At 69.8% G+C, this 21,755-nt stretch carries 21 protein-coding genes; 7 read left to right on the top strand and 14 right to left on the bottom strand.

From position 1 onward, the window contains the following. Window positions 1-7 precede the first annotated feature (7 nt). Window positions 8-790: a 3-hydroxybutyrate dehydrogenase gene (locus tag ASV56_RS04285; RefSeq protein ID WP_062560919.1), complete on the bottom strand. Its 783-nt coding sequence runs from the start codon at window positions 788-790 to the stop codon at window positions 8-10. A 388-nt stretch (window positions 791-1,178) separates the two neighbouring features. Here ASV56_RS04285 and ASV56_RS04290 point away from each other — a divergent pair, with 388 nt between their 5' ends. From ASV56_RS04290 to ASV56_RS04300, 4 genes are all read left to right on the top strand, one after another. Continuing rightward, a complete protein-coding gene (locus tag ASV56_RS04290) occupies window positions 1,179-3,035 on the top strand; it encodes an extracellular solute-binding protein (RefSeq protein ID WP_062560920.1) in 1,857 nt (618 codons plus the stop codon). Beyond that, window positions 3,032-3,166: a hypothetical protein gene (locus tag ASV56_RS24780; protein WP_018000150.1), complete on the top strand. Its 135-nt coding sequence runs from the start codon at window positions 3,032-3,034 to the stop codon at window positions 3,164-3,166. The genes ASV56_RS04290 and ASV56_RS24780 overlap by 4 nt, the downstream gene beginning before the upstream one ends. Next, window positions 3,166-3,519, top strand: coding sequence for a hypothetical protein (locus ASV56_RS04295; RefSeq protein ID WP_018000149.1), 354 nt, complete (start codon window positions 3,166-3,168; stop codon window positions 3,517-3,519). The genes ASV56_RS24780 and ASV56_RS04295 overlap by 1 nt, the downstream gene beginning before the upstream one ends. A 278-nt stretch (window positions 3,520-3,797) precedes the next feature. Further along, window positions 3,798-4,148, top strand: coding sequence for a RidA family protein (locus ASV56_RS04300; protein WP_062560921.1), 351 nt, complete (start codon window positions 3,798-3,800; stop codon window positions 4,146-4,148). On the opposite strand, the gene lpxB is transcribed toward ASV56_RS04300, so the two are convergent. From lpxB to ASV56_RS04340, 9 genes are all read right to left on the bottom strand, one after another. Then, on the bottom strand, window positions 4,123-5,286 hold the full coding sequence (gene lpxB / locus ASV56_RS04305) for a lipid-A-disaccharide synthase (RefSeq protein ID WP_062562233.1): 1,164 nt from the start codon (window positions 5,284-5,286) through the stop codon (window positions 4,123-4,125). The genes ASV56_RS04300 and lpxB overlap by 26 nt on opposite strands. Before the next feature lie 160 nt (window positions 5,287-5,446). Next, window positions 5,447-6,244 carry an LpxI family protein gene (locus ASV56_RS04310; protein ID WP_062560922.1) on the bottom strand — a complete coding sequence of 266 codons (798 nt, stop codon included), beginning with the start codon at window positions 6,242-6,244 and terminating at the stop codon, window positions 5,447-5,449. Further along, complete coding sequence (gene lpxA, locus ASV56_RS04315; protein WP_062560923.1) at window positions 6,241-7,026, bottom strand: acyl-ACP--UDP-N-acetylglucosamine O-acyltransferase; 786 nt, start codon at window positions 7,024-7,026, stop codon at window positions 6,241-6,243. Before lpxA ends, ASV56_RS04310 begins: the two co-directional genes overlap by 4 nt. Continuing rightward, window positions 7,019-7,498 carry a 3-hydroxyacyl-ACP dehydratase FabZ gene (gene fabZ, locus ASV56_RS04320; protein WP_062560924.1) on the bottom strand — a complete coding sequence of 160 codons (480 nt, stop codon included), beginning with the start codon at window positions 7,496-7,498 and terminating at the stop codon, window positions 7,019-7,021. The genes lpxA and fabZ overlap by 8 nt, the downstream gene beginning before the upstream one ends. A gap of 57 nt (window positions 7,499-7,555) precedes the next feature. After that, window positions 7,556-9,676 carry a hypothetical protein gene (locus ASV56_RS04325; RefSeq protein ID WP_062560925.1) on the bottom strand — a complete coding sequence of 707 codons (2,121 nt, stop codon included), beginning with the start codon at window positions 9,674-9,676 and terminating at the stop codon, window positions 7,556-7,558. Further along, window positions 9,673-10,506, bottom strand: coding sequence for a DUF4159 domain-containing protein (locus ASV56_RS25030; RefSeq protein ID WP_437435908.1), 834 nt, complete (start codon window positions 10,504-10,506; stop codon window positions 9,673-9,675). The genes ASV56_RS04325 and ASV56_RS25030 overlap by 4 nt, the downstream gene beginning before the upstream one ends. Further along, the gene (locus ASV56_RS04330; protein WP_437435909.1) at window positions 10,503-12,437 is read right to left on the bottom strand and encodes a BatA domain-containing protein; all 1,935 of its coding nucleotides are present in this window, start codon (window positions 12,435-12,437) and stop codon (window positions 10,503-10,505) included. Before ASV56_RS04330 ends, ASV56_RS25030 begins: the two co-directional genes overlap by 4 nt. Further along, window positions 12,437-13,306 (bottom strand): DUF58 domain-containing protein, encoded by an 870-nt coding sequence (locus ASV56_RS04335; RefSeq protein WP_062560926.1) that lies wholly within the window; start codon window positions 13,304-13,306, stop codon window positions 12,437-12,439. The genes ASV56_RS04330 and ASV56_RS04335 overlap by 1 nt, the downstream gene beginning before the upstream one ends. Next, window positions 13,303-14,304: an AAA family ATPase gene (locus ASV56_RS04340; RefSeq protein WP_062560927.1), complete on the bottom strand. Its 1,002-nt coding sequence runs from the start codon at window positions 14,302-14,304 to the stop codon at window positions 13,303-13,305. Before ASV56_RS04340 ends, ASV56_RS04335 begins: the two co-directional genes overlap by 4 nt. Window positions 14,305-14,365: 61 nt before the next feature. On the opposite strand from ASV56_RS04340, the gene ASV56_RS04345 reads away from it, so the two are divergent. Both ASV56_RS04345 and ASV56_RS04350 read left to right on the top strand, forming a co-directional pair. Further along, entirely contained in the window at window positions 14,366-14,911 is a 546-nt protein-coding gene (locus ASV56_RS04345; protein WP_062560928.1) for a DUF1285 domain-containing protein, read from the top strand. Window positions 14,912-14,913: 2 nt separating this feature from the next. After that, window positions 14,914-15,669, top strand: coding sequence for a hydroxypyruvate isomerase family protein (locus ASV56_RS04350; RefSeq protein ID WP_062560929.1), 756 nt, complete (start codon window positions 14,914-14,916; stop codon window positions 15,667-15,669). A gap of 448 nt (window positions 15,670-16,117) precedes the next feature. Here the strand turns inward: ASV56_RS04350 and ASV56_RS04360 are convergent, their stop codons facing one another. From ASV56_RS04360 to ASV56_RS04375, 4 genes are read right to left on the bottom strand one after another with little or no spacing between them, the layout of a single operon-like run. Beyond that, window positions 16,118-18,436, bottom strand: a complete 2,319-nt coding sequence (locus ASV56_RS04360) for an aldehyde dehydrogenase family protein (RefSeq protein ID WP_062560931.1) — start codon at window positions 18,434-18,436, stop codon at window positions 16,118-16,120. Window positions 18,437-18,438: 2 nt separating this feature from the next. After that, entirely contained in the window at window positions 18,439-19,383 is a 945-nt protein-coding gene (gene deoC / locus ASV56_RS04365; RefSeq protein ID WP_062560932.1) for a deoxyribose-phosphate aldolase, read from the bottom strand. A 1-nt stretch (window position 19,384) separates the two neighbouring features. Then, window positions 19,385-20,044 carry a DUF1523 family protein gene (locus tag ASV56_RS04370; protein ID WP_062560933.1) on the bottom strand — a complete coding sequence of 220 codons (660 nt, stop codon included), beginning with the start codon at window positions 20,042-20,044 and terminating at the stop codon, window positions 19,385-19,387. A 10-nt stretch (window positions 20,045-20,054) separates the two neighbouring features. Next, entirely contained in the window at window positions 20,055-20,336 is a 282-nt protein-coding gene (locus ASV56_RS04375; RefSeq protein WP_026155393.1) for a hypothetical protein, read from the bottom strand. Between the two features lie 106 nt (window positions 20,337-20,442). Here ASV56_RS04375 and ASV56_RS04380 point away from each other — a divergent pair, with 106 nt between their 5' ends. After that, window positions 20,443-21,735 (top strand): acetylornithine deacetylase/succinyl-diaminopimelate desuccinylase family protein, encoded by a 1,293-nt coding sequence (locus tag ASV56_RS04380; protein WP_062560934.1) that lies wholly within the window; start codon window positions 20,443-20,445, stop codon window positions 21,733-21,735. Window positions 21,736-21,755 lie beyond the last annotated feature (20 nt).

Consider the following 21,755-nt stretch of genomic DNA (forward strand, 5'->3'; position numbering starts at 1 on the left):
GCGGCGCCTAGAGCGCCGTCCACCCCCCATCCACCGAAATCGTCGTGCCGGTGATCTGATCCGCCGCCGGCGAGCACAGGAAGACCGCCGTGCCGCCCATCTGCTCGACCGTGGCGAATTCGCCCGAGGGCTGGCGTTGCAGCATGACCTTGGCGATCACATCCTCGCGGCTCATGTTATGGGTCTTCATCTGGTCGGGGATCTGCTTCTCGACGATCGGGGTCAGCACATAGCCCGGGCAGATCGCATTGCAGGTGATCGCCTCGCCGGCGGTCTCGAGCGCGGTCACCTTGGTCAGGCCGACGATGCCGTGCTTGGCCGCGACATAGGCCGACTTGAACGCGCTGGCCGTCAGCCCGTGCGCCGAGGCGATGTTCACCACCCTGCCCCAGCCCGCCTTGCGCATCATCGGCAGCGCCACCGCGGTGGTGTGGAAGGCCGAGCTGAGATTGATCGCGATGATCGCATTCCATTTCTCGACCGGGAAATCCGGGATCGGCGCGACATGCTGGATGCCGGCATTGTTGACCAGGATGTCGCAGGCGCCGGCCTGCTCGATCAGCGCCCGGCACTGCTCGCCATTCGACATATCGGCCTGGATATAGCGCACCTTGACGCCATGCTCGCGCGCCAGGCTTTCGGCCAGGGCGTGGTCCTCGGGCGCGTCGGTAAAGCTGTTCAGGACCAGGTCGGCGCCGGCGCGGGCCAGCTCATGCGCGATGCCCAGCCCGATGCCCGAGTTGGAGCCGGTCACCACCGCCGTCTTGCCGCTGAGGAATTTCTGGAACATCGCTGCCTCTCCTGCATGCCGTGTCGCCTGGGCGGCAGCATGGGGAAATTGCGCCGCCGCGGCAAGGGCGCCCGCGCCGGGGCCGAAAGCCCCCCGCAGTCCCGGCGAAACCACCGTTTCGCTTCACATTTTCGCGTGATCGATTCCCTTGCCGGCGCGCGCCGATTCCGGCGCCGCCGACTGGCGGGAACCCCAATAAAAAAAGCGCCCGCACGAGGCGGGCGCAAGTCATGAGGCAGGTTTCATACAGGCAAGAAACCTATCGAGCAGTGCCTTATCTATACGCTTTTCCCCCCATGAGTCCAAGGCTCAAGTTTGCCTCATGGTGAACGGCCGGTTAATCTCGGCGCCAACAACATCAGCGACCCGGAAAACAGGGCCTTCGAGCATGCGATTCTTCAAATTTGCTAACGAATCCGCGATCTGGCGGCGAATCGCGCTTTGCGTGTGTGTTGCATCCATGCCGCTGGCAAGCCTCGCCGAGCCCATGCATGCCATTGCAATGTATGGAGAACCTGCGCTGGAGCCGGGCTTTTCCGCCCTGCCCTACGTCAATCCGGACGCCCCCAAGGGCGGCACGATTCGCCTGGCCGAGACCGGCAGCTTCGATTCGCTGAATCCGTGGATCCTGATGGGAAACCCGGTCTGGCCGATCTTCACCCAGCCCGGCCTTCTGACCGAGTCACTGATGATGCGCTCGATCGACGAGCCCTTCACGCTTTACGGGCTTCTGGCCGAAAGCGTCGAGACCGACCCGGACCGAAGCTGGGTCGAATTCACCCTGCGCCCCGAGGCACGGTTCTCGGACGGCGCGCCCGTGACCATCGAGGACGTCATGTGGTCCTATGAGACGCTGGGGACTAAGGGCCACCCGCGCTATACCGCCGTCTGGTCCAAGGTCGCGAAGATGGAGAGAATCGGCCCGCGCTCGGTCCGCTTCACCTTCAACACCCGCGACCGCGAGCTTGCCATGCTGATGGGCATGCGGCCGATCCTGAAGAAGGCGCAATGGCAGGGCCGCGACTTCGACCGCTCCAGCCTGATGGCGCCCATCGGCTCGGGGCCCTATGTCATCGACAAGGTCGACCCCGGCCGCGCGATCAGCTTCCGCCGCAACCCGGATTACTGGGGCCGCGACCTGCCCGTCACCCGCGGCATGTATAATTTCGACGTGATCCGCTATGACTATTTCGCCGATGCCTCGACCATGTTCGAGGCCTTCAAGGCCGGCGAGATCGACGTCTGGCGCGAGCTGGTCGCGGCGCGCTGGGACCGCGACTTCGACTTTCCCGCCATCCGCGACGGCCGCGTGGTCAAGTCCGAGATCGCGCATCAGCGCCCCTCGGGCATCATCGGGCTGGTGATGAACACGCGCAATCCGCTGTTTGCCGACTGGCGGGTGCGCCAGGCGATGATCGAGGCCTTCAACTATCGCTTCATCAACATGACGCTGTCGGGCGGCAAGGACCCGAGGATCACCAGCTATTTCTCGAACTCGGACCTGGGCATGCAGCCCGGACCCGCCACGGGGCGCGAGGCGGACCTGCTGGCGCCCTTTGCCGCCCAGCTGCCACCCGGCACGCTGACCGGCTACAGCCTGCCCGAGGGCGGCACCCGCGCCATCGACCGCCAGGGCATCCGCGCCGCGCTGGACCTGCTGCGGCAGGCCGGCTGGCGCGTGCAGGACGGCGAATTGCGCGACGCTCAAGGCCAGCCCTTCCGCTTCGAGATCCTGCTGAACCAGTCCGGCAGCGCCATGCGCACCAGCGCCGAGACCCGGCAGATCGTCGACATCTTCGTCGAATCGCTGCGCAACCTGGGCATCCGGCCGCAGGTGACGCTGCTCGACGCCGCGCAATATGTCGAGCGGACCAACAATTACCAGTTCGACATGACCTGGTATGAACGCGGCCTGTCGCTGTCGCCCGGCAACGAACAGCTGCTCTATTGGGGCCGCAGCGGTGTCACCGCGACCGGCAGCAAGAACTGGATGGGCATGGATTCGCCCGCCGCCGAGGCGATGATCGCCGAGATGACCCGGGCCCGCAGCGATGCGGATTTCCATGCCGCGGTCAGGGCGCTTGACCGGATATTAACCGCCGGGCGCTATGTCATCCCGGTCAGCCATTCGCGCATTTCGCGCTTGGCCCATGCCTCTCGTCTGGATTATCCTGAAAACACGCCGCTTTACGGGGACTGGCCGGGGTTCATGCCGGAAACCTGGTGGCAGGAGGAGAAGAAATGAAGACCGTTCGCATCGCAACCTTGCTGGCTGTCCTGGCGTTGGCCGGATGCAATACCGTCGCCGGCGTCGGCGAGGACATCACCGGCGCCTCGCGCATGGTGCAGGGTGGCATAGGAGGAGGCGGCTACTGATGAGATGGAGCAATGTCCAGGCGAACTGGTCCGCCTTCTACGAGGCGATCACCGAGAAATGGCCCGAGGCCGACGAGGATGAGTTGGACGAGATCGACGGCGACCAGCGCGCCTTCATCCGCTATATCGCCGAGGTGACCGGCCAGGAGATCGCCGAGACCAAGGACGAGATCCGCGAATGGCTGGCGGGAGAGATCCCCTCGGACGTGGTCATGGACCCGATCCACGACGGTCATTCCCTCGCGCTGTCGGCGAAATTCGTCGGCGAGGGCGAGGACGAATATGACGACGACGCCCGCTTCGGCGACGATGACGAGATCCGCGGCGATGGCGACCTGAACGACCCGCGCTGACCGCGGCGCGGAACCCGCCCGCCCCCGCCGCGTTCCATTTCCAACCGCCTGAGCGGCTTGCACAAATGGGAGGAAGGCATGAAGGGCATCATCGCGTGGTTTCTGGGGGTCCCGATCTTCGTGATCATCCTACTCTACCTGACCGGCGTCTTCTGATCCGCCCGTTCCAATCAGGTAGCCGCCGCCGTCCTGCCAGGCATTGATCGCGGCGGCGGGCTTTGGCATGAGGGCGCTGTGCTGACGGCGCCCTTGCCGAGCCCCAACCCAAAGGATCGAACATGTCCGAGATCAAACGCATCGAGACCGGCGCCCGCATGAGCCAGGCCGTGGTCTATAACGGCATCGTCTACCTGGCTGGCCAGGTCGGCAAGCCCGGCGAATCGGTGACCGAGCAGACGCGCGAAGTGCTGGCCCAGATCGACCGCCTGCTGGCCGAATGCGGCTCGGACAAGACCCGCATCCTGACGGCGCAGGTCTGGATGGCCGACATGGCCGATTTCGCCGAGATGAACGCGGTCTGGGACGCCTGGGTGCCCGCCGGCCATACCCCGGCCCGCGCCACCGGCGAAGCCAAGCTCGCCACCCCCGATTACAAGGTCGAGATCATCGTGGTCGCGGCGCAGAGCTGATCGCGCCCATCACGGAACGCGCGGCGCGCAGGCCCGGAGCCTCGCCGCCGCGCCCCAGCCGCTGCATGGTCAGCTTCATCGCGGCAATCTGCCGGGCGCGCTCCTCGGGATCCTCGACCAGCCGATAAAGCGCCTGCGACATCGGCCCCGGCTGGCAGGCCCGGCCCAGGAACTCCGGCACCACCCGCGTCTCGCTGACCAGGTTGACCAGGGTGACGGTGTCCGTCTTCAGCAGCAGCCCGATGATCAGCCGGCTGAGCGGCGCCACATCATAGCCGATCACCATCGGCACGTCATTCGCCGCCAGGTCCAGACTGACCGTGCCCGAAGCCGCCAGCGCCAGGTCGGCGGCGGCAAAGGCCGCGCGTTTCTCCTCGGCGCCCTCGACCACGATGGGCGCGGTCGGCCAGCGCTGCGCCATGTCATGCACCAGCCCCGAGACGCCGCGCACCGTCGGGATCACCACGCGGATCTCGGGCACCCGGTCGCGCAGCCGGATCAGCGCCTCGTCGAAGCGCGGACCCAGCCGGCCGACCTCGCTGCGACGCGAGCCCGGCAGGCACAGCACCAGCGGCGTCTCGGGCTCGATGCCGTGGCTGGCGCGGAAGCCGGCGGCCTCCTCGGCGCTGGCGACCGGCTCGGCCGCGATGGGATGGCCGACGAAATCGCAGCTCATGCCGGCGGCCCGCATCAATGGCGGCTCGAAGGGCAGGATCGCCAGCACATGGTCGATGACCTGGGCCATCTTCTGCGCCCGCCCCGACCGCCAGGCCCAGACCGAGGGCGCGACGTAGTGGATGGTGCGCAGCTCGGGGTTCAGCGCACGGGCCTCGCGCGCCACGCGCAGGCAGAAATCCGGGCTGTCGATGGTGATCAGCGCATCCGGCCGCGCCTCGGCGACGGCTTGCGCCGTCTCGCGAATGCGGGCCTTCAGCGCGCGATATTTCGGCAGCACCTCCCAGATGCCCATCAGGCTGAGCTCATCCATCGGAAAGCGGCTCTCCAGTCCCTCGGCCGCCATGGCCGGCCCGCCGATACCGGTAAAGCCGGCCTCGGGGTCGAGTTGCTTCAGCCCGGCCATCAGGGCCCCGCCCAGATTGTCGCCCGAAGGCTCGCCGGCGATCAGGAAGAACTTCATCGCGCCGCTCCGCTTGCCATGTTCCATGGGTATTTGAAGAGCAAAGAAGCCATGCGGGCTTCTTCGTTGCCCAAATACCCGCCCGCCGCTGCCGCGGCACCGTCCTTCATCTCTCTGGGAAACGGCGAAGCAGGCGGCTTTCCGTTTTCCAAATACCCGTTCACCCCCGCGCCCAGAGGAACAGCCCGGCCGATTCGGCGCGGGCGATCGCATTGGCGCGTTCCAGCAGGATGACGCTTCCGGCCTGCCAGGCGATGCCGGCGAGGCCCGCCTCGGCGGATTGGCTGACGGTGTCGGGACCGATGGTCGGCAGGTCGATGCGGCGATCCTGTCCCGGCTTCGGCGCCTTGTAGAGCACGCCGCCGGCGCCCCTGGGATCGGGTTTCAGCCCGGCATGCGCCTTGGCGAAGTCCAGCATCGCCTGGGTGCCGGGCAGCGCCTCGACCGCCAGGCACAACCCTTGCGCCACCACCGCACCCTGGCCGATGTCGAGCGCGCCGAGACCGGCGACGATCTCGGCCGCGCGGGCGGCGTCCTTCTGGTCGCGGGGGCTGGGGGTGCCGGTCAGCACGCCCTCTTGCGGCACGAGATCGGGAAGAATCTCGTCGACGGATCTGATGGCTATGCCGGATTCCTCGAAAACGTCGAGCACGGCGCGCAGCGCGGCGTCGTCGCCCGACTGCATGCCCATCAGGATGCGCGGCACGATGGTCATGGTGCGGGGGTCGAACAGGTCCGGCTCGATGCGCGGCCGGCGGATGGCGCCGGCAAAGACCACCTGCGTCACGCCCTGGTCGGCCAACTCGTCCAGGAAGGGCACCAGCCGCTCCAGCCGGAAGGGCCGCGCCGCGACCTGCGGCTTCAGGTGATCCAGCGCATAGACCAGCGGCTGGTCCAGCGCGGCGGCGACGGCGGGGGCCAGCAGCCCCTCGCCCGCGATCAGGGCGATGCGGCTCATGGGTGCGGCGCCAGGAAACTGCGGTCCGAGGGGCCGAGGATGAAGTCCAGCACTTCGCGCACCATCGACCCGTGCTCCTCGTCCACCATCTGCCGGGCGGTGTCGCGGAAGCTGCCGTGGCCCAGCTTGCCCAGCATGTCGCGCAGCGCGTGGATTTCCTCGCGCGAGGCGCCGCGGCGCTTCAGCCCGACCAGGTTCAGCCCGTCCAAGTGGCCGCGCGGCCCCTGCACCAGGCCGAAGGGGATCACGTCCGCCGTCACCATGGTCACCGCGCCGATCATGGCGCCGCGGCCGATGCGCACCCATTGGTGCACGCCGGACAGGCCGCCGATGATGACGTCGTCTTCCAGATGGCAATGGCCGGCCACCGAGGCATTGTTCACCAGGATCACCCGGTCGCCGATCTGGCAGTCGTGGGCCACATGGCTGCCGGCCATGAACAGCCCGTCGTCGCCGACGCGGGTGACGCCGCCGCCGCCCTCGGTGCCGGGGTTCATCGTCACATATTCGCGGATGCGGTTGCGGGCGCCGATCTCCAGCCGCACCTTTTCGCCGCGGAACTTCAGGTCCTGCGGCACCTCGCCGATCGAGGCAAAGGGGAACACCACCGTCTCGTCGCCGATCGCGGTGTCGCCGGCGATCACGACATGGGATTTCAGCACCACGCCGCGGCCCAGCCTGACCTCGGGGCCGAGGACGCAGAACGGGCCGATCTCGCAATCCGCGCCGATCACCGCGGCGGGGTCGACCACGGCCGAGGGATGGACCCGGGCGTCAGCCATTGTCGCCACGGTTCAGCATGGCCATGACCTCGGCCTCGGCGGCAAGCTGGCCGTTGACCATGGCGCGGCCCTCGAACTTCCAGACCTTGCCGCCACCGCGCAGGGTCTTCATGTGCAATTCCAGCACGTCGCCCGGCACCACCTTCTGGCGAAAGCGGCATTTGTCGATGGACATGAAATAGGTGCCCATGCCCTTGCCCGCGAGGTCCAGCGAGACGCCGACCAGCACGGCGGCGGCCTGGGCCATGGCCTCGATGATCAGCACGCCCGGCATGACCGGCTCCTGCGGGAAATGCCCCTCGAAATGCGGCTCGTTCGAGGTCACGTTCTTGACGCCGACGCAGCTTTCCATTGCCACGATGTCGCGCACCTTGTCCACCAGCAGGAAAGGATAGCGATGCGGCAGGATGCGCTTGATCGCGGCCAGATCGACTTCGGTCGGCGGGATATAGGCGGTCTCGTCGGAAGCCATGCGGTCCTCTTGGAATGTTTTCATTTGCCTAGCAACGGGGCCGCGAATTGGCAAGTTTCAGGCGCGGCTGCCCAGCAGGCGCCCGCGCCCCTCGGCCAGCCAGCCGGCCAGTGCCAGCGCCGCGATCAGCGCCAGCCAGGCCCAGCCCGGCAGCAGCGGGCGATGCGTCACGCCGCTGACCGAGGCCGCGTCGCGCGGCGTGATCGCGATCCACGGCCCGGCCACGCCCTGGCCATGGGCGGGACGGCCCTCGCGCACGCTGCGCAGGCCGGGCATGCCCTCGGCCAAGCGCAGCACGGTGCCGTTCGTGGCCTCGGCCAGGGGCGCCAGCGCGGCGGGTGTCGCCACGGTTTCCTCGAATTCGCGCGGGGCCGCGGGGCCAAGCGCGACGACGCGGCTGATCGTGCCGTCGCTCAGCCGGTAAAGCCCCGGCCCCGGCGCCGTCCAGCGCGCGGTGAAGCGGCCGGGGCCGGCTTCGGTCAGGACCAGGTCCTCGGTCTTGCCATCGGGATGGGTGATGCGCACCGGGCCGGCGGTCGCGTCCATGGTGCGGCGGGTGACGGTGACGCCAAGGTCCGAGACATCGGCCAGCAGCGCCTCTTCTTCCAGATCCGGCTCCTGCATCGACCAATGCGCAATGCGGCGCAAAAGCTCGAGCTGCGGCCCGCCGCCCTCGAAACCCCGGCCCCAGAGCCAGACCTGGTCCGAGGTCAGCAGCGCCACCCGCCCCTTGCCGACCCGGTTCAGGATCAACAGCGGCTCGTCATTGGCGCCGGTCATCACGACCTGCGCGCGCGGATCGGGGATCACCTGCGACATGCGCAGCCAGCGGCCCCAATGGCTGCCCGAACCATTCGCCGGCGCGCCCTGAACCGGCGCGCCGGTCAGACCGGCGGTCACGGGGTGGCGCTGGCCGTCCTCGGTCAGGCGCGGCAGGAAGGGCTCGTCATAGACCCGGCCGGTCGGGCGCGCCGGGATGATCGCGCCCATCGGCGACAGGTTCAGGCTTTCCACCGTGGACATCTCGGGCCCGGCCGAGACCAGAACCGCGCCGCCCTCTTCGACGTAGCGGCGGATGTTCTCGTAATATTGCGGCATCAGGATGCCGCGCACCCGGTCGCGGTCGAAGATGATCAGGTCGAAATCCTTGATCCGCTCCATGAACAGCTCCTGGGTCGGAAAGGCGATCAGCGACATCTCGTCCACAGGGACCGCGTCCATCTTGTCCGGCGGCCGCAGGATAGTGAAATGGATCAGGTCCACGTTCGCATCGGATTTCAACAGGTTGCGCCAGGTTCTTTCGCCCGCATGCGGCGCGCCCGAAACCAGCAGTACCCGCAGCCGGTCGCGCACGCCCTGGATCTGGATCGCGGCGGCATTGTTGCGGTCGGTCAGTTCCGGCGTGGCGGCTTCGGGCGCGTCGAAGCCGATCGAGACCACGTTCTGGCCGGCATGTTTCGGCACCACCGGCAGGTCCAGCGTCACGCCGGGCGGCAGGTCCAGGCCGCGCAAGGGCTCGCCGTCCAGGGCCACGCGCAGCCGCGCCGGAGCCTGGGCGACCTCGGGCGGGACGGCGCCCTGGTCCTCGACGCGAAGGCGGATGGTCACGGGCTTGTCGATCAGGCCGTAGGCGGGCGCTTCCTCGATCAACAGCCGGCGATCCCAGTCGCGATCCTCGCCGGTCAGCAGCACCTGCACCGGCGCCGGGGCCGCGGCGGGGATCATCGCCCGGTCATGGGCCAGGCCATCGGTCACGGCAATGACGCCCGCGACGCGGCCCTGCGGCTCGGCCGCAAGGGCCCGGGTCAGCGCCGCGCCCAGAGCCGTGCCGTCCGGGTCGTCGCCCACCGTCACCCGGCGGATCTCGGTGTCCGGCAGGGCGGCAAGCTGGCGCGTCATCTCGGCCAGGGCCGCGTCGGTCTGGGCGGCGCGGCCGGGCAGATCCTGGCTGGCGCTGCGGTCGTCGAGCAGGATCACGATATCCGAGAGCTTGTCGCGAATGCCCGATTCCAGCGCCGGCCCGGCCAGCGCCGCCGCCACCGCAAGCCCGGCGAGCCCACGCAAGAGCCAGCCGCGCAGCCCCCGCCACAGCGACCACAGCGCGACCAGCGCCGCCAGCACGGCCAGGGCGCCGACCAGCGGCCAGGGCAGCAGCGGATCGAAGGCCGGCCCGCTCATTGCGACATCTCCTCGCCGCGCAACCTTTCGAGCAAGGCCGGGATATGCACCTGATCCGACTTGTAATTCCCGGTCAGCACATACATCACCAGATTGACGCCGAAGCGATTCGCCATCTCGCGCTGATGCTCGGCGTCGAAGCCCGCGCCGATGCTGAACATGGGCAGGCCGCCCTCATCCACCGCCCAGGCCTCGGCCCAGGCATTGCCGCCGATCATCACCGGCGAGACGCCGTCGTTGAGGTTGCGGAAGGGCACGCCCTCGGCCGCCTCGGCGCCGGCGGGCGGGGCCTCGGCCCAGACCGGGTTGCCCTGATAGCGGCCGGGGAAATCCTGGAGCAGGTAGAAGGTGCGCGTCAGCACATGGTCGGCCGGGATCGGCGCCAGCGGCGGAATGTCCAGCGGCGCCGCCAGCCGCTGCAGCGCGGCCGAGCCGTCCGGCCCGCCCAGGCCCGCGATGTCGCCGTCGCGGGTGTCGAACAGGATCATCCCACCCGAGCGCAGGAAATGGTTCATCCGCACATAGGCCTGCGGCGAGGGCGCAGGCTGGCTGTCGGTCACCGGCCAGTAGAGAAAGGTCAGCAGCGACAAGTCATCGCTGTCGGGGTCGATGCCGACGGGCGGGCCGGGCTCGACCGTGGTGCGCTGGGTCAGCACCTGCGAGAGGCCGCGCAGCCCCGCCTCAGAGGCGGCATCGACATCGGCGTCGCCTGTGATCACATAGGCCAGCGTCACCTCGTCGGCGGCGCGGGTCAGGCGCGGGTCGGGCGCCTCTTGCGCGCCAAGCGCCGCGGCCCAGAGCAGCGCGGCCAGGAATGCGAGCCATCTCATGCCAGCCCCCTGTCCGGCCTGCGGCGGCGCGTGCGCCGTTGCAGCCAGGCGCTGCCCAGGGCGTCCAGCGCGAACAGCGCCGCCGCGAAGGCCAGCAGCCAGCCGCGCAGATCCAGCCCCGGCGCCTCGGTCGGGCTTTCGATGCGGGCGCCGGGCCATTCGGCCAGCGCCATGGCGCCGCCGGCGTTCAGCGCCGCCATGCGCTCGCCGCCGCGATAGAGCCCTGCCGGTGCGCCCGGCGCCGGCCCCTGCGCGAAATCGGCGGCGGCGACCGGCACCGGATCGGCGGGCGGCGCAGCGCGGCCGAAGCCGTCCAGCACCAGTTCGGGCAGCCAGAAGGGCTGCTCGGCCTGGTCCTTCTCCGGCTCGGCCAGGCTGACGCGGGCGCTGCGCACCAGCCGGTCCAGCATCTCGACGAACAGGCCCGACAGCGCCAGCGAGGACCACTCGGCATTCGCCGTGGTATGGAACAGCACCAGCTGCCCCTGCCCCAGCGCCGCGCGCGTGACCAGCGGTGTACCGTCGGTCAGCTGGGCGATGCTGCGCTCGGCCAGATCCGGCGCCGGCTCGGCCAAGAGCTGCGCGCGCACCGTGGCGTCCCTGGGCACGGCCAGGCCGGCGAACAGGCCCTCGGGGGCGAAACCCGCGATGCCGCGCGGGTCGCCCCAACTCAGCGCGCCGCCGATGTCGCGGCCGCCGGCGCGCAGGCGCACGGGCAGCAGCGGCTCCTCGGACAGCCGGTCCGATGCCGCCATGCGCGGACCGGCGAAGCGGATCAAGAGCCCGCCCTTTTCGACCCATTCCGGCAGCGCCGGCTCCTCGGGCAGGCTCAACTGGTCGGCGATGACGATGACGTCGGGCGCGGCTTGCAGCACGTCGCCCAGGCCGCCCTCGATCAGGTCGGTCGAGGGCGCCAGAGCGCGGCGCAGGTAATGCAGGGGCGAGAGCAGCCGCTGCCCCTCGCTGGCGCGGTCGTCGCCGACCAGCGCCACCTTGCGCCGGCGCAGGCTGTCGTCGGCCAGCACCACGGCACCGGCGGAAGCCTGACCCTCGATCTCGTAGCGGGTGACGCGGTTGCGCAGTTCCGAAGGCAGGTCGATCGGCACCGGATGGCTGGCGACGCCGGCCTGGGCTTCCGCCGCCCCGGGCTTCAGCCGCGCCAGTTCGCGCGGCGTGCCCTGCGGGTCGAGACCGATGGCCAGCACGTTGGGCGCCGTCGCCCCGGTCGTGCGCAAGAGCAGCGCCGGCCGATCCCCGGTCCCGGTTTGCAGCGACAGGCGCGGGCCCTGCGGCGGCACCACGCTGACCGGCCCGCGCGCGGCGAGCGCATCGAGCCACGCGGCGCGGTGGTCATGCTCCAGCCCGTCGCTGAGCCACAGGGTCGAGAAGCGCGCCGGCGCCTCGGCCAGCACGGCCGGCGGATCGGCGGGATAGCGCGTCTCCCAGGCCGCGGGGCGCTGCGCGCGCAGTTGCGCGGCAAGCTCGGGCGCCGGCTGGAAGGGCAGCGCGCCGGCAGCCTGCCCGTCCGCGACCAGCAGCGCCGCCGGCTGGCCGGCCGCGCCCGCCGCGTCCAGCGCCCGCAGCGCACGGTCCTGGCGCTGCGCCCAGTCGGGGGCGGCAGCCCAGCCGGCATCCATCACGATCAGCAAGGGCCCCTGCCCGCCCTGGTCCGGCGCCGGCTTCCAGACCGGGCCGGCAAAGCCCAGGATCAGCGCCGCAATCGCCAGCACCCGCAGCAGCAGCAGCCACCAGGGCGTATGCCGCGCCACCGGATGCGCGTCCCGAAGGCCCAAAAGCAGCCGGGTGCCCGGGAACCGCACCTGCCGGGGCGAAGGCGGCATGGCGCGCAGGATCAGCCACAGCACCGGCAGCGCCACCAGCGCCGACAGGATCCAGGGCGCGACGAAGCCGAGGGGGCCCAGGACCAGCATCAGCCCTCCAGCACCGACCAGAGCCACAACAGCGCCTGCGAAGGCGGCTGGCCGGTGTCATGCGTGCCGAAATGCCAGCCCGAGGCCAGCGCGGCGCGGGAAAGCAGCGCGCGCCGCTCGGCCAGCCGCGCCAGATAGGCGTCGCGCAGCCCGGCCGCGTCGCGCGTATCGTGCCGCAGCGCGCCCGAGCCCGAGCGGAACAGCACCGCCCCCTCCCAGGGAAAGCCCTCTTCGTCGGGGTCGAGCACCTGCATCAGCGCCCCGCCGATCCCCAGCCCGGCCGCATGCGCGAGATAGTCCAGCACCGGCTGCGGATCGCCCAGGAAATCGTCGAAAAGCACCACGCGCTGCCCCGGCCGCAGCGCCTCGGCCGGCGGCGCATCCTCGTCGCCCGGCAGCGCCGCGCGCGAGACCAGCGCCTCGGCGATGCGCTCGGCCTGCATCCGGCCCGGGCGCGGCAGTTGCCCGGCCAGCGCCACGCGCTCGCCCCCCGCCAGCAGCGCCATGCCCAGCGCCAGCGCCAGCAGGTCGGCGCGGTCGCGCTTGGCTGGTCGCGACGGCGCGCCGGCGTAATCCATGCCCGCGGCCGCGGAAACCCAAAGCGAGGCCGATTGCGCCACCTGCGCCTCGCGGTCGCGCACGAACTGCCCGTCCGAGCGGGCCGAGCGGCGCCAGTCGATGCTGCGCGCGGTGTCGCCGGCCGTCGCCGGGCGGTATTGCCAGAAATCCTCGCCCGTGCCGGCGCGGCGCTGGCCATGGGCGCCGGGAACCAGCGCCGCCGCCAGCCGCTCGGCCGAGAGCATCAGCGCCGGCAGGCCGGCCGAGGCCGCCTCGGCCCCTGCCCGCAGCTGGTCGGGGCGCGTGTTCACGCCGCGGCCCGCATCCGGTCGCCCAGCAGCCGGGCGATGACGCCTTCGATGGTTTCGCCGCGGGCACGGGCGGCAAAGCTCAACGCCATGCGGTGGCGCAACACCGGCGCGGCCATGGCCTCGACATCGTCGAGCGTCGGCGCGAAGCGGCCGTTCAGCGCCGCCCGCGCCCGCGTGACCAGCGTCAGCGCCTGCGCCGCGCGCGGCCCCGGGCCCCAGACCAGGGTGTCAGCCACCCAGCCCGGCGCCTCGGGCGCACCGGGACGGGCCGCGCGCACCAGGTCCAGGATGGCGTTCAGCACCGATTCGCCGACCGGCATGCGCCGGATCAGCGCCTGGGCCGCGATCAGCCCCTCGGCGTCGAAGACGGCATGCGACTCGCCCTGCTCGGTGCCGGTGGTGGCCAGCAGGATGGCGCGTTCGGTGTCGCGGTCGGGATAGTCCACGTCGATCTGCAACAGGAAGCGGTCGAGCTGCGCCTCGGGCAGCGGATAGGTGCCCTCCTGCTCGATCGGGTTCTGGGTGGCGAGGACGTGGAAGGGCCGGCCCAGCGGGCGATGCTCGCCGCCGATGGTGACCTCGCCCTCCTGCATGGCCTGCAGCAGCGCGGATTGCGTGCGCGGGCTGGCACGGTTGATCTCGTCGGCCATCAACAGGCGGGTGAAGACCGGCCCATGGATGAAGCGGAAGGCGCGGCTGCCGTCGGGCAGGATGTCCAAGACTTCCGAGCCCAGGATATCGGCCGGCATCAGGTCGGGGGTGAACTGGATGCGCGCGGTATCAAGGCCCAGCACGGTCGCCAGCGTATCGACCAGCATGGTCTTGCCCAGGCCCGGCTGGCCGACCAGCAGCGCGTGGCCGCCGGACAGGATCGCGGCCAGCACCTGCTCGACCACGGCGTGCTGGCCGACGAAGCGGCGCTCGACGCTGGCGCGGGCGCGGCCCAGCCTTTCGGTCAGCGTCAGGATTTCGGAAACCAGTTTTTCATCCTCGGCCATGACAACGCCCCGTTTCTGCTTTAGGACAGCATAAAGCCAGGCGTGACGGGGTCCACAGGGAATGGTGGAAAAGACTGACAATGCTGTGAGCGACGCGGCCGGAATCGCCGCCGCCGCCAGCCGCGCCTCGGCCAAGGGGCCGCCGCCGGTGCATCTGTGGAATCCGCCCTTCTGCGGCAATCTCGACATGGAGATCCGCGCCGACGGCAGCTGGTTCTACAACGGCACCCCCATCGGCCGGCCCGAGATGGTGCGACTTTTCGCCTCGATCCTGAAGCGCGAGGGTAACGATTACTTCCTGGTCACCCCGGTCGAAAAGGTCGGCATCCGCGTGGTCGACGCCCCCTTCGTCGCCGTCGATGCCGATATCGGCGCGGGCATCGACTTCACCACCAATGTGGGCGACCGCGTGACGGCCGGCCCCGACCACCCGATCGAACTGCGCGGCACGGTCGCAGAGCCGCGGCCCTATGTCCACATCCGGCGCGGGCTGTGGGCGCTGATCGACCGCAAGACATTCTACCGACTGGCCGATGCGGCTACGCCCGGCGAAAGCGGGCGTATGGAAGTGCATTCGGAAGGGGCGGTCTTTGCCCTGGAGCTCTGAGCATGGCGCGTTTCGCGGCCAACCTGACCTATCTCTTCACCGAGCTGCCGATGCAGCAGCGCTTTGCTGCCGCGCGCAAGGCGGGTTTCGACGGGGTCGAGATCCTGTTCCCCTATGACCTGGCGGTCAAGGAGCTGAGCCAGGCCGCGCATGGCGCCGGGGTCGAATTCGTGCTGATGAACACGCCGCCGCCGAACTGGGCCGGCGGCCCGCGCGGCTTCGCGGCCGAGCCGGGCAACGAGGCGCGCTTTCGCAGCGATTTCGACCGCGCCCTGCGCTATGCCCACGCGCTGCGGGCCCGGCACCTGCATGTCATGGCCGGCAAGGCCCAGGGCAATGAGGCGCGCCGCACCCTGATCGAGAACCTGAAATGGGCCTGCGCCCGCGCCCCTCAGGCCAGCCTGACCATCGAGCCGATGAACAAGGCCGACATGCCGGGCTATTTCCTCGACAGCTTCGATCTGGCGGCCGAGATCATCGCCGCCGTGGACGCGCCGAACCTGGGGCTGCAATTCGACGCCTATCAGGCGCAGATGATCCATGGCGACGCGCTCGATGTGTGGCAGCGCCATGCCGCCCTGGTGCGCCATGTCCAGATCGCCAGCTGCCCCGGCCGGCACGAGCCGCGCCAGGGCGACATCGACTTCGCCGCCTTCTTCCGCGCCGTGGACGGGTCCGGCTACCAAGGCTGGGTGGGGGCGGAATACACGCCGCTGACCTCGACCGAGGCGGGGTTGCGCTGGCTGCGCTCGGCCTGACGGTGGCGGCTTGGCGCGACAGCAATGGCCCGGCCGGATGCAGGGGACCGGCGGGATGCGGTTCCACGCCTGCAGGACTTCCGCGGGCGGGCGTGGCCGGGATGACCCGCAGGCCTGCCCCATCAGCCTTCGTCCGGCCTCGATAGTGCCGCGTCAAGGCATTGATCAAGTCCGATCACCAAGGTCTCGTCGTTCAGCGCCTGGCGCGCCCGCACGATGACAGGGCCGCTCATGACTTCGATGCCTAGGCCGCTGCGGACAGCCCACGTGATCGTCCGGCCAAGGTCGGACCTCGGCCCGCCCGAACTCGCATCGGCCATCAAGCAAGTCCGCGCCCACCTTAAGCCATTCTCTTTTGTGAAAATATCCTGCGGGGGAAGCCCGTCGGACCGCAGGGCCGATGGGCGTGGGGGCGCAAAGCCCCCATCTTCAAGACGGCGCCCTTGCTTCAATAAACGGCGCTGCCGGTCCCGGCAGGAAGCGCGCCATAAGGCAGCCAGATCGTCTTGATCCGGCTCGCCGCGCGCAGGAATTCGCGGCCCTGCGCGGCCGGATCGCTCCAGTCGCGCGGCGGCGGCACCCAGACCGGGATCAGCGTCGCGGCCGCCAGGCCCTGGGTCGCGGCCAGCCCCTCGCCCTGCCCGGCATGCCAGATCGCCGAAACACCGTCATGCCCGGCCAGCGCTGCCGAATGTGCATCGCGCGGGCCGGTGACGATATTGACCACGCCGCCCGGCACATCCGAACAGGCCAGCACCTGCGCCAGGGTCAGGGCCGCCATCGGCCGGTCCTGCGAGGGCACCGCCACCACGGCATTGCCCATGGCGATGGCCGGCAGCACCAGCGACAGGAATCCCGCCAGCGGCGCCGCGACCGGGGCGACCAGGCCCATCACGCCATGCGGCTCGGGCTGGACATGGCACAGGTGACCGGGCTTGGCCGCGACCGTGGCGCCGTCGTATTTGTCGGCGAATCCGGCGTAGAAGAAGCAGCGGCGGATGGCGGCATCGACCTCGGCGGGGCTCGCGTAGCCGGCGAATTCGGCCCGGCGCTGTGCCAGGTTCTCGGCCAGGAAATACAGCACCTGCGCCCGGCCGTGACCGCCCAGACCCTGCCATTTCGCCAAGCTGCCCTGCGCCGCCTCGACGGCATTGCGGATGTCCTTGCGGTTGCCCAGCGGGATCAGCTCGCCCTGGGCCAGATAGCTGGCGCCGCCGTCCGGCCGCTTCTGCGCGCCGCCGATATAGAGCTTGACGGTGCGGTCGATCCCCGAAGCCTCGGCTGGCACGATCTCGGCTGGCAGCGGGTCGTGCTGTGCCGCGACGGGCGCGGCGAGATAGTCCAGCATGCCCTCGCGCCCGCCTTCGCGGCCATAGCCCGAATCGCGCATGCCGCCAAAGGGCACCGCCGCGTCGAAGAGATTGGCGCAATTGACCCAGACCACGCCGGCCTTGATCCGCGCCGCCAGATCGGCCGCCACCGCCGCATTTTCGGACCAGACCGAGGCCGCCAGCCCGTAGCGGGTGTTGTTGGCCAGATCCGCCGCCTCGTCCGGGGTGCGAAAGGTCGAGAGCGTGGCGATGGGGCCGAAGATCTCCTCGATCATGCCGGGGTTCGCGGGCGCGATGTTGCGCAGATAGCCCGGCGCGATGAAACAGCCCTTGCCGGGCAGGCCGCCGACCAGCTCCGCCCCAGCCTCCACCGCGCGGTCGAGGATGCAGAGGATGCGCTCCTTCTGCACCGGATCGACGATGGCGCCGATGTCGGTGGACTTGTCCAGCGGCGGGCCGGTGCGCAGCCGCGCCATCCGGGCGCGCAGCAGGGTTTCGAACCGGGCCGAGACGCTTTCCGCGACCAGGATGCGCGAGCCGGCGCAGCAGACCTGGCCCTGGTTGAACCAGATGGAATCGACGACGCCCTCGACAGCGGCATCCAGATCGGCATCCGCCATGACGACGAAGGGCGACTTGCCGCCCAGCTCCAGCGTCAGCTTCTTGCCCGAGCCGGCGCAGGCGCGGGCGATCTGGCGCCCGACCTCGGTCGAGCCGGTGAAGGCCAGCTTGTCGACCGGGGCCGCGACCAGCGCCTCGCCGGTGTCGCCGTCGCCGGTGACGATGTTGACCACGCCCGCCGGCAGGCCGACATGGGCGCAGATCTCGGCAAAGGCCAGCGCGGTCAGCGGCGTATATTCGGCTGGCTTCAGCACCACGGTATTGCCGGCCGCCAGCGCCGGCGCCACCTTCCAGGCCAGCATCAGCAGGGGGAAATTCCACGGGATGATCTGGCCGCAGACGCCCAAGGCGCGATGGCCGGGAAACTCGGTCTCGGCCAGTTCGGCCCAGCCGGCGTGATGATAGAAATGCCGCACCACCAGCGGCACGTCGATGTCGCGGCTTTCGCGGATCGGCTTGCCGTTGTCGAGCGTTTCCAGCACCGCCAGGAACCGCTCGCGCTTCTGGATCGTCCGCGCGATGGCATAAAGGAAGCGCGCCCGGTCGTGGCCCGGCATGGCCCCCCAGCCGCGTTGCGCCCGGCGCGCGGCGCGCACGGCCTTTGCCACGTCCCGCGCGGTGCCCTGCGTGACCTGCGCCAGTGCCTCGCCGGTCGAGGGGTCGCGGCTGGCGAAGGTCTCGCCCGCCCTGGTGAAGCGGCCGGCGATGAAATGGCCAAAGGCGCCGCGTTCGCGCAGCCAATCGCGGACGGCGGCCGAATCCTCGGGCGCGGGACCGTATTCCATGCTTTCCATGATCTCTGTCACCTTCGGCATGCTCACCCCGCCGCCAGCCTGTGGGCGCTGGCATAGCGCCCGGTCACGAAATGCGAGATCTGCCGCTCGATATCGCCCAGAAGCGAGCTGGCGCCGATGCGGAAGAGGTCGGGGCGCAGCCAGTCGCGGCCCAGTTCCTCGGCCATCAGCACCTGCCAGTTCAGCGCGTCCTTCGCCGTCTTCAGCCCACCGGCCGGCTTGAAGCCCACGGCAAAGCCGGTGCGGTCGCGATAGTCGCGGATCGCGCGCAGCATCACCAGCGAGACCGGCAGCGTGGCGTTCACCGGCTCTTTCCCGGTCGAGGTCTTGATGAAATCCGCCCCGGCCTGCATGGCGACATGGCTTGCGCGCGCGACATTGGTCAGGGTCTTCAGCTCTCCCGTCGCCAGGATCGCCTTCATCAGCGCCGGGCCGCAGGCCTCGCGCATGGCGCAGATTTCGTCGTAAAGCGCCGCCCATTCGCCGCGCAGCGCATGGGCGCGGGAAATCACGATGTCGATCTCATCGGCGCCCTGGTCCAGCGCATAGCGGATCTCGGCCAGCCGCAGGTTCAGGGGCATCAGCCCGGCCGGAAAGCCGGTCGCGACCGAGGCCACCGGCACGCCCGCGCCCTCCAGCGCCCGCTTGGCGGCCGCCACCATGGTGGGATAGACGCAGACCGCGCCGGTGGTCAGGTGCTCGACCCCCATCAGCGCCAGGTCGCCGGCATCGACCGGCTGGCGCGCCTTGGCGCAAAGCCGGGCCACGCGGTCGGCCGTGTCATCGCCCGCGAGCGTGGTCAGGTCGATGCAGCGCACCGCGTTCAGAAGCCAGGCCGCCTGCCATTCCTTCTTGAGGCTGCGGCGCGCGGGCAGGCTGGCGGCGCGCCGCTCGGCCGCGGGGGTGTTGACGGTGATGCCCTCGAACCAGTCGAGGCGGAAGTCGGTGCCCGGGTTCCCGGTCGGCATCTCAGCGGCCCTTGAGCCCGTTCCACCAGCGCCGCATCCGCCCCTGCGCACGGTCGCGGGCGGCATCGGCGCGGGCATCGAGCCGGTCCCAGGCCTGGTCGGCGGACCGCACGGCCGGGTCGATGGTGCGCTCGCGGAACTGGTTCCACATGCGCCAGATCAGGAACAGCAGCCCGCCCAGCAGCAGCAGGATGATCTGCGCCGGCCAGTTGAAGGGCTTCACCTCGGGCCCCGCCACCGGCTTCACCGAGATCGCGTTGGGATAGACCGAAAGCCAGGCCACCCGCCAGCCGTATGAGGTCACGCTGACCCATTCCGGCTTGGCCGAGGTCGAACGCAGATCGGTCGCTTGGGCATGCAGGTTCGAGCTGTCGTATTTGAAATAGGGCGGCCAGATCCAGCCGGTATCCTCGTTGCGATAGACATAGGGCTTGCCGTTCGGCCGCACCGTGTCGATGAAACGCACGTCGCGCTGGCCTGCCGCATTCTGCACCGTGCCGGTGTCGGGCGAGGCATAGAAGATGCGGTTCGCGCCGATGTCGGTCAGCCGGTTGTAGGTATTGGTGATGCGCACCGTCTGCTTCGAGGGCAGCGCGTAATCCAGGAACAGAAAGACCACGATCCCGAAGATCACCCCAAGAACGGTCAGGAACCAGCGCATCGGCGCCCCCTCAGTTGTAATTCACGATGACGACGATCGCGACAAAGGCGACCAGCGGCAGGACCAGCACCAGAAGCGCCAGCCGCGCCCGCAGCGTCCGGCTGAAGCCTGTCATGCAACGCCGCACGAACTCGCGTCGTTCCGGGCTGGCGCCCGCCCGCTCGGGATGCCGGCGATCCCATTCCTTTTCAAGCGCCTCGCGGCGCAGGCTGCGGATATAGATCGAGATCAGGGCGTAAAAGATCAGCTCGACAACCAGCACCATGCCGATCAGGCGAAGAAAGGCGATCATCGGGCAAGGCTTTCGCTGCGGCTCATGGCCCGCATGGAAGGCCGGCGCGGCGCGCATGTCAATGACCCCATTGCGACGCGGCCGGGCCCGGCCTAGCCTGCGGACCATGGACCCGCTTTGCCTGGAAATCGAGAACCGCCGCGACGATCTGATCCGCCTGACCCAGGATCTGATCCGCATCCCGACGCTGAACCCTCCGGGCCGGCACTATCGCGACATCTGCGAATACCTGCGCGCCCGGCTGGCGCCGCAGGGCTGGGACTGCGCGCTGGTCCGCGCCAAGGGCAGCCCCGGCGACAGCGAGGCCTTTCCGCGCTGGAACCTGGTCGCCCGCCATCACGGCGCCACCCCCGGCGCCTGCGTGCATTTCAACAGCCACCACGACGTGGTCGAGGTCGGCCACGGCTGGACCCGCGACCCGTTCGGCGCCGAAATCGACGGCGACCGCATCTATGGCCGCGGCGCCTGCGACATGAAGGGCGGCCTCGCCGCCAGCATCATCGCGGCCGAGGCCTTCGTCGCGCTCCATCCCGACCATCCCGGCCAGATCGAGATCAGCGCCACCGCCGACGAGGAAACCGGCGGCTATGGCGGCGTGGCCTGGCTGGCCGAGCACGGCGCCTTCGCCCATGTCGACCACGTCATCATCCCCGAGCCGCTGCACAAGGACCGCATCTGCCTGGGCCATCGCGGCGTCTGGTGGGCCGAGATCGAGACGCAGGGCCGCATCGCCCATGGCTCGATGCCCTTCCTGGGCGACAGCGCCATCCGCCATATGGGCGCGGTGCTCGAGGAAATGGAACGCAGCCTGTTCCCGCTGCTGCTGACCCGGCGCACCGAGATGCCGGTGATCCCCGAAGGGGCGCGCATCCCGACGCTGAACATCAATTCGATCCACGGCGGCGAACCGGACCTCGGCCCGGAGTTCACCGGCCTGCCCGCGCCCTGCGTGGCCGACCGCTGCCGCATCGTCATCGACCGCCGCTTCCTGATCGAGGAGGATCTGGCCGAGGTCAAGCGCGAGGTCACGGCGCTGCTGGACAAGGTTCGCGCCCAGCGGCCGAACTTCCGCTATGAGATCCGCGGCCTGTTCGAGGTCATCCCAAGCATGACCGACCGCGAGGCGCCCGTCGTGCGTTCGACCGCCGCCGCGATCCAGCGCGTGCTGGGGCGCGAGGCGGGCTATGTCGTCAGCCCCGGCACCTATGACCAGAAGCACATCGACCGCATCGGCAGGCTGAAGAACTGCATCGCCTATGGCCCGGGCGTGCTGGACCTGGCGCATCAGCCCGACGAATGGATCGGCGTGCGGGACATGCTGGATTCGGCGCGGGTGATGGCGCTGGTTCTTGCCGACATCCTGATGGGGGATTCCCCCGGCGCGACGCCTGTGGCATGATCGCGCGCAAAACCACGAGC

The sequence above is a fragment of the Paracoccus aminovorans genome, from assembly GCF_001546115.1.
GTDB classification, from domain to species: domain Bacteria; phylum Pseudomonadota; class Alphaproteobacteria; order Rhodobacterales; family Rhodobacteraceae; genus Paracoccus; species Paracoccus aminovorans_B.

Bases quoted from the DNA above. Each gene is read 5' to 3' on its own strand.
- ASV56_RS04285 (WP_062560919.1), bottom strand. From the start codon at position 790: ATGTTCCAGAAATTCCTCAGCGGCAAGACGGCGGTGGTGACCGGCTCC.
- ASV56_RS04290 (WP_062560920.1), top strand. From the start codon at position 1,179: ATGCGATTCTTCAAATTTGCTAACGAATCCGCGATCTGGCGGCGAATC.
- ASV56_RS24780 (WP_018000150.1), top strand. From the start codon at position 3,032: ATGAAGACCGTTCGCATCGCAACCTTGCTGGCTGTCCTGGCGTTGGCC.
- ASV56_RS04295 (WP_018000149.1), top strand. From the start codon at position 3,166: ATGAGATGGAGCAATGTCCAGGCGAACTGGTCCGCCTTCTACGAGGCG.
- ASV56_RS04300 (WP_062560921.1), top strand. From the start codon at position 3,798: ATGTCCGAGATCAAACGCATCGAGACCGGCGCCCGCATGAGCCAGGCC.
- lpxB (WP_062562233.1), bottom strand. From the start codon at position 5,286: ATGAAGTTCTTCCTGATCGCCGGCGAGCCTTCGGGCGACAATCTGGGC.
- ASV56_RS04310 (WP_062560922.1), bottom strand. From the start codon at position 6,244: ATGAGCCGCATCGCCCTGATCGCGGGCGAGGGGCTGCTGGCCCCCGCC.
- lpxA (WP_062560923.1), bottom strand. From the start codon at position 7,026: ATGGCTGACGCCCGGGTCCATCCCTCGGCCGTGGTCGACCCCGCCGCG.
- fabZ (WP_062560924.1), bottom strand. From the start codon at position 7,498: ATGGCTTCCGACGAGACCGCCTATATCCCGCCGACCGAAGTCGATCTG.
- ASV56_RS04325 (WP_062560925.1), bottom strand. From the start codon at position 9,676: ATGAGCGGGCCGGCCTTCGATCCGCTGCTGCCCTGGCCGCTGGTCGGC.
- ASV56_RS25030 (WP_437435908.1), bottom strand. From the start codon at position 10,506: ATGAGATGGCTCGCATTCCTGGCCGCGCTGCTCTGGGCCGCGGCGCTT.
- ASV56_RS04330 (WP_437435909.1), bottom strand. From the start codon at position 12,437: ATGCTGGTCCTGGGCCCCCTCGGCTTCGTCGCGCCCTGGATCCTGTCG.
- ASV56_RS04340 (WP_062560927.1), bottom strand. From the start codon at position 14,304: ATGGCCGAGGATGAAAAACTGGTTTCCGAAATCCTGACGCTGACCGAA.
- ASV56_RS04345 (WP_062560928.1), top strand. From the start codon at position 14,366: ATGGTGGAAAAGACTGACAATGCTGTGAGCGACGCGGCCGGAATCGCC.
- ASV56_RS04350 (WP_062560929.1), top strand. From the start codon at position 14,914: ATGGCGCGTTTCGCGGCCAACCTGACCTATCTCTTCACCGAGCTGCCG.
- ASV56_RS04360 (WP_062560931.1), bottom strand. From the start codon at position 18,436: ATGCCGAAGGTGACAGAGATCATGGAAAGCATGGAATACGGTCCCGCG.
- deoC (WP_062560932.1), bottom strand. From the start codon at position 19,383: ATGCCGACCGGGAACCCGGGCACCGACTTCCGCCTCGACTGGTTCGAG.
- ASV56_RS04370 (WP_062560933.1), bottom strand. From the start codon at position 20,044: ATGCGCTGGTTCCTGACCGTTCTTGGGGTGATCTTCGGGATCGTGGTC.
- ASV56_RS04375 (WP_026155393.1), bottom strand. From the start codon at position 20,336: ATGATCGCCTTTCTTCGCCTGATCGGCATGGTGCTGGTTGTCGAGCTG.
- ASV56_RS04380 (WP_062560934.1), top strand. From the start codon at position 20,443: ATGGACCCGCTTTGCCTGGAAATCGAGAACCGCCGCGACGATCTGATC.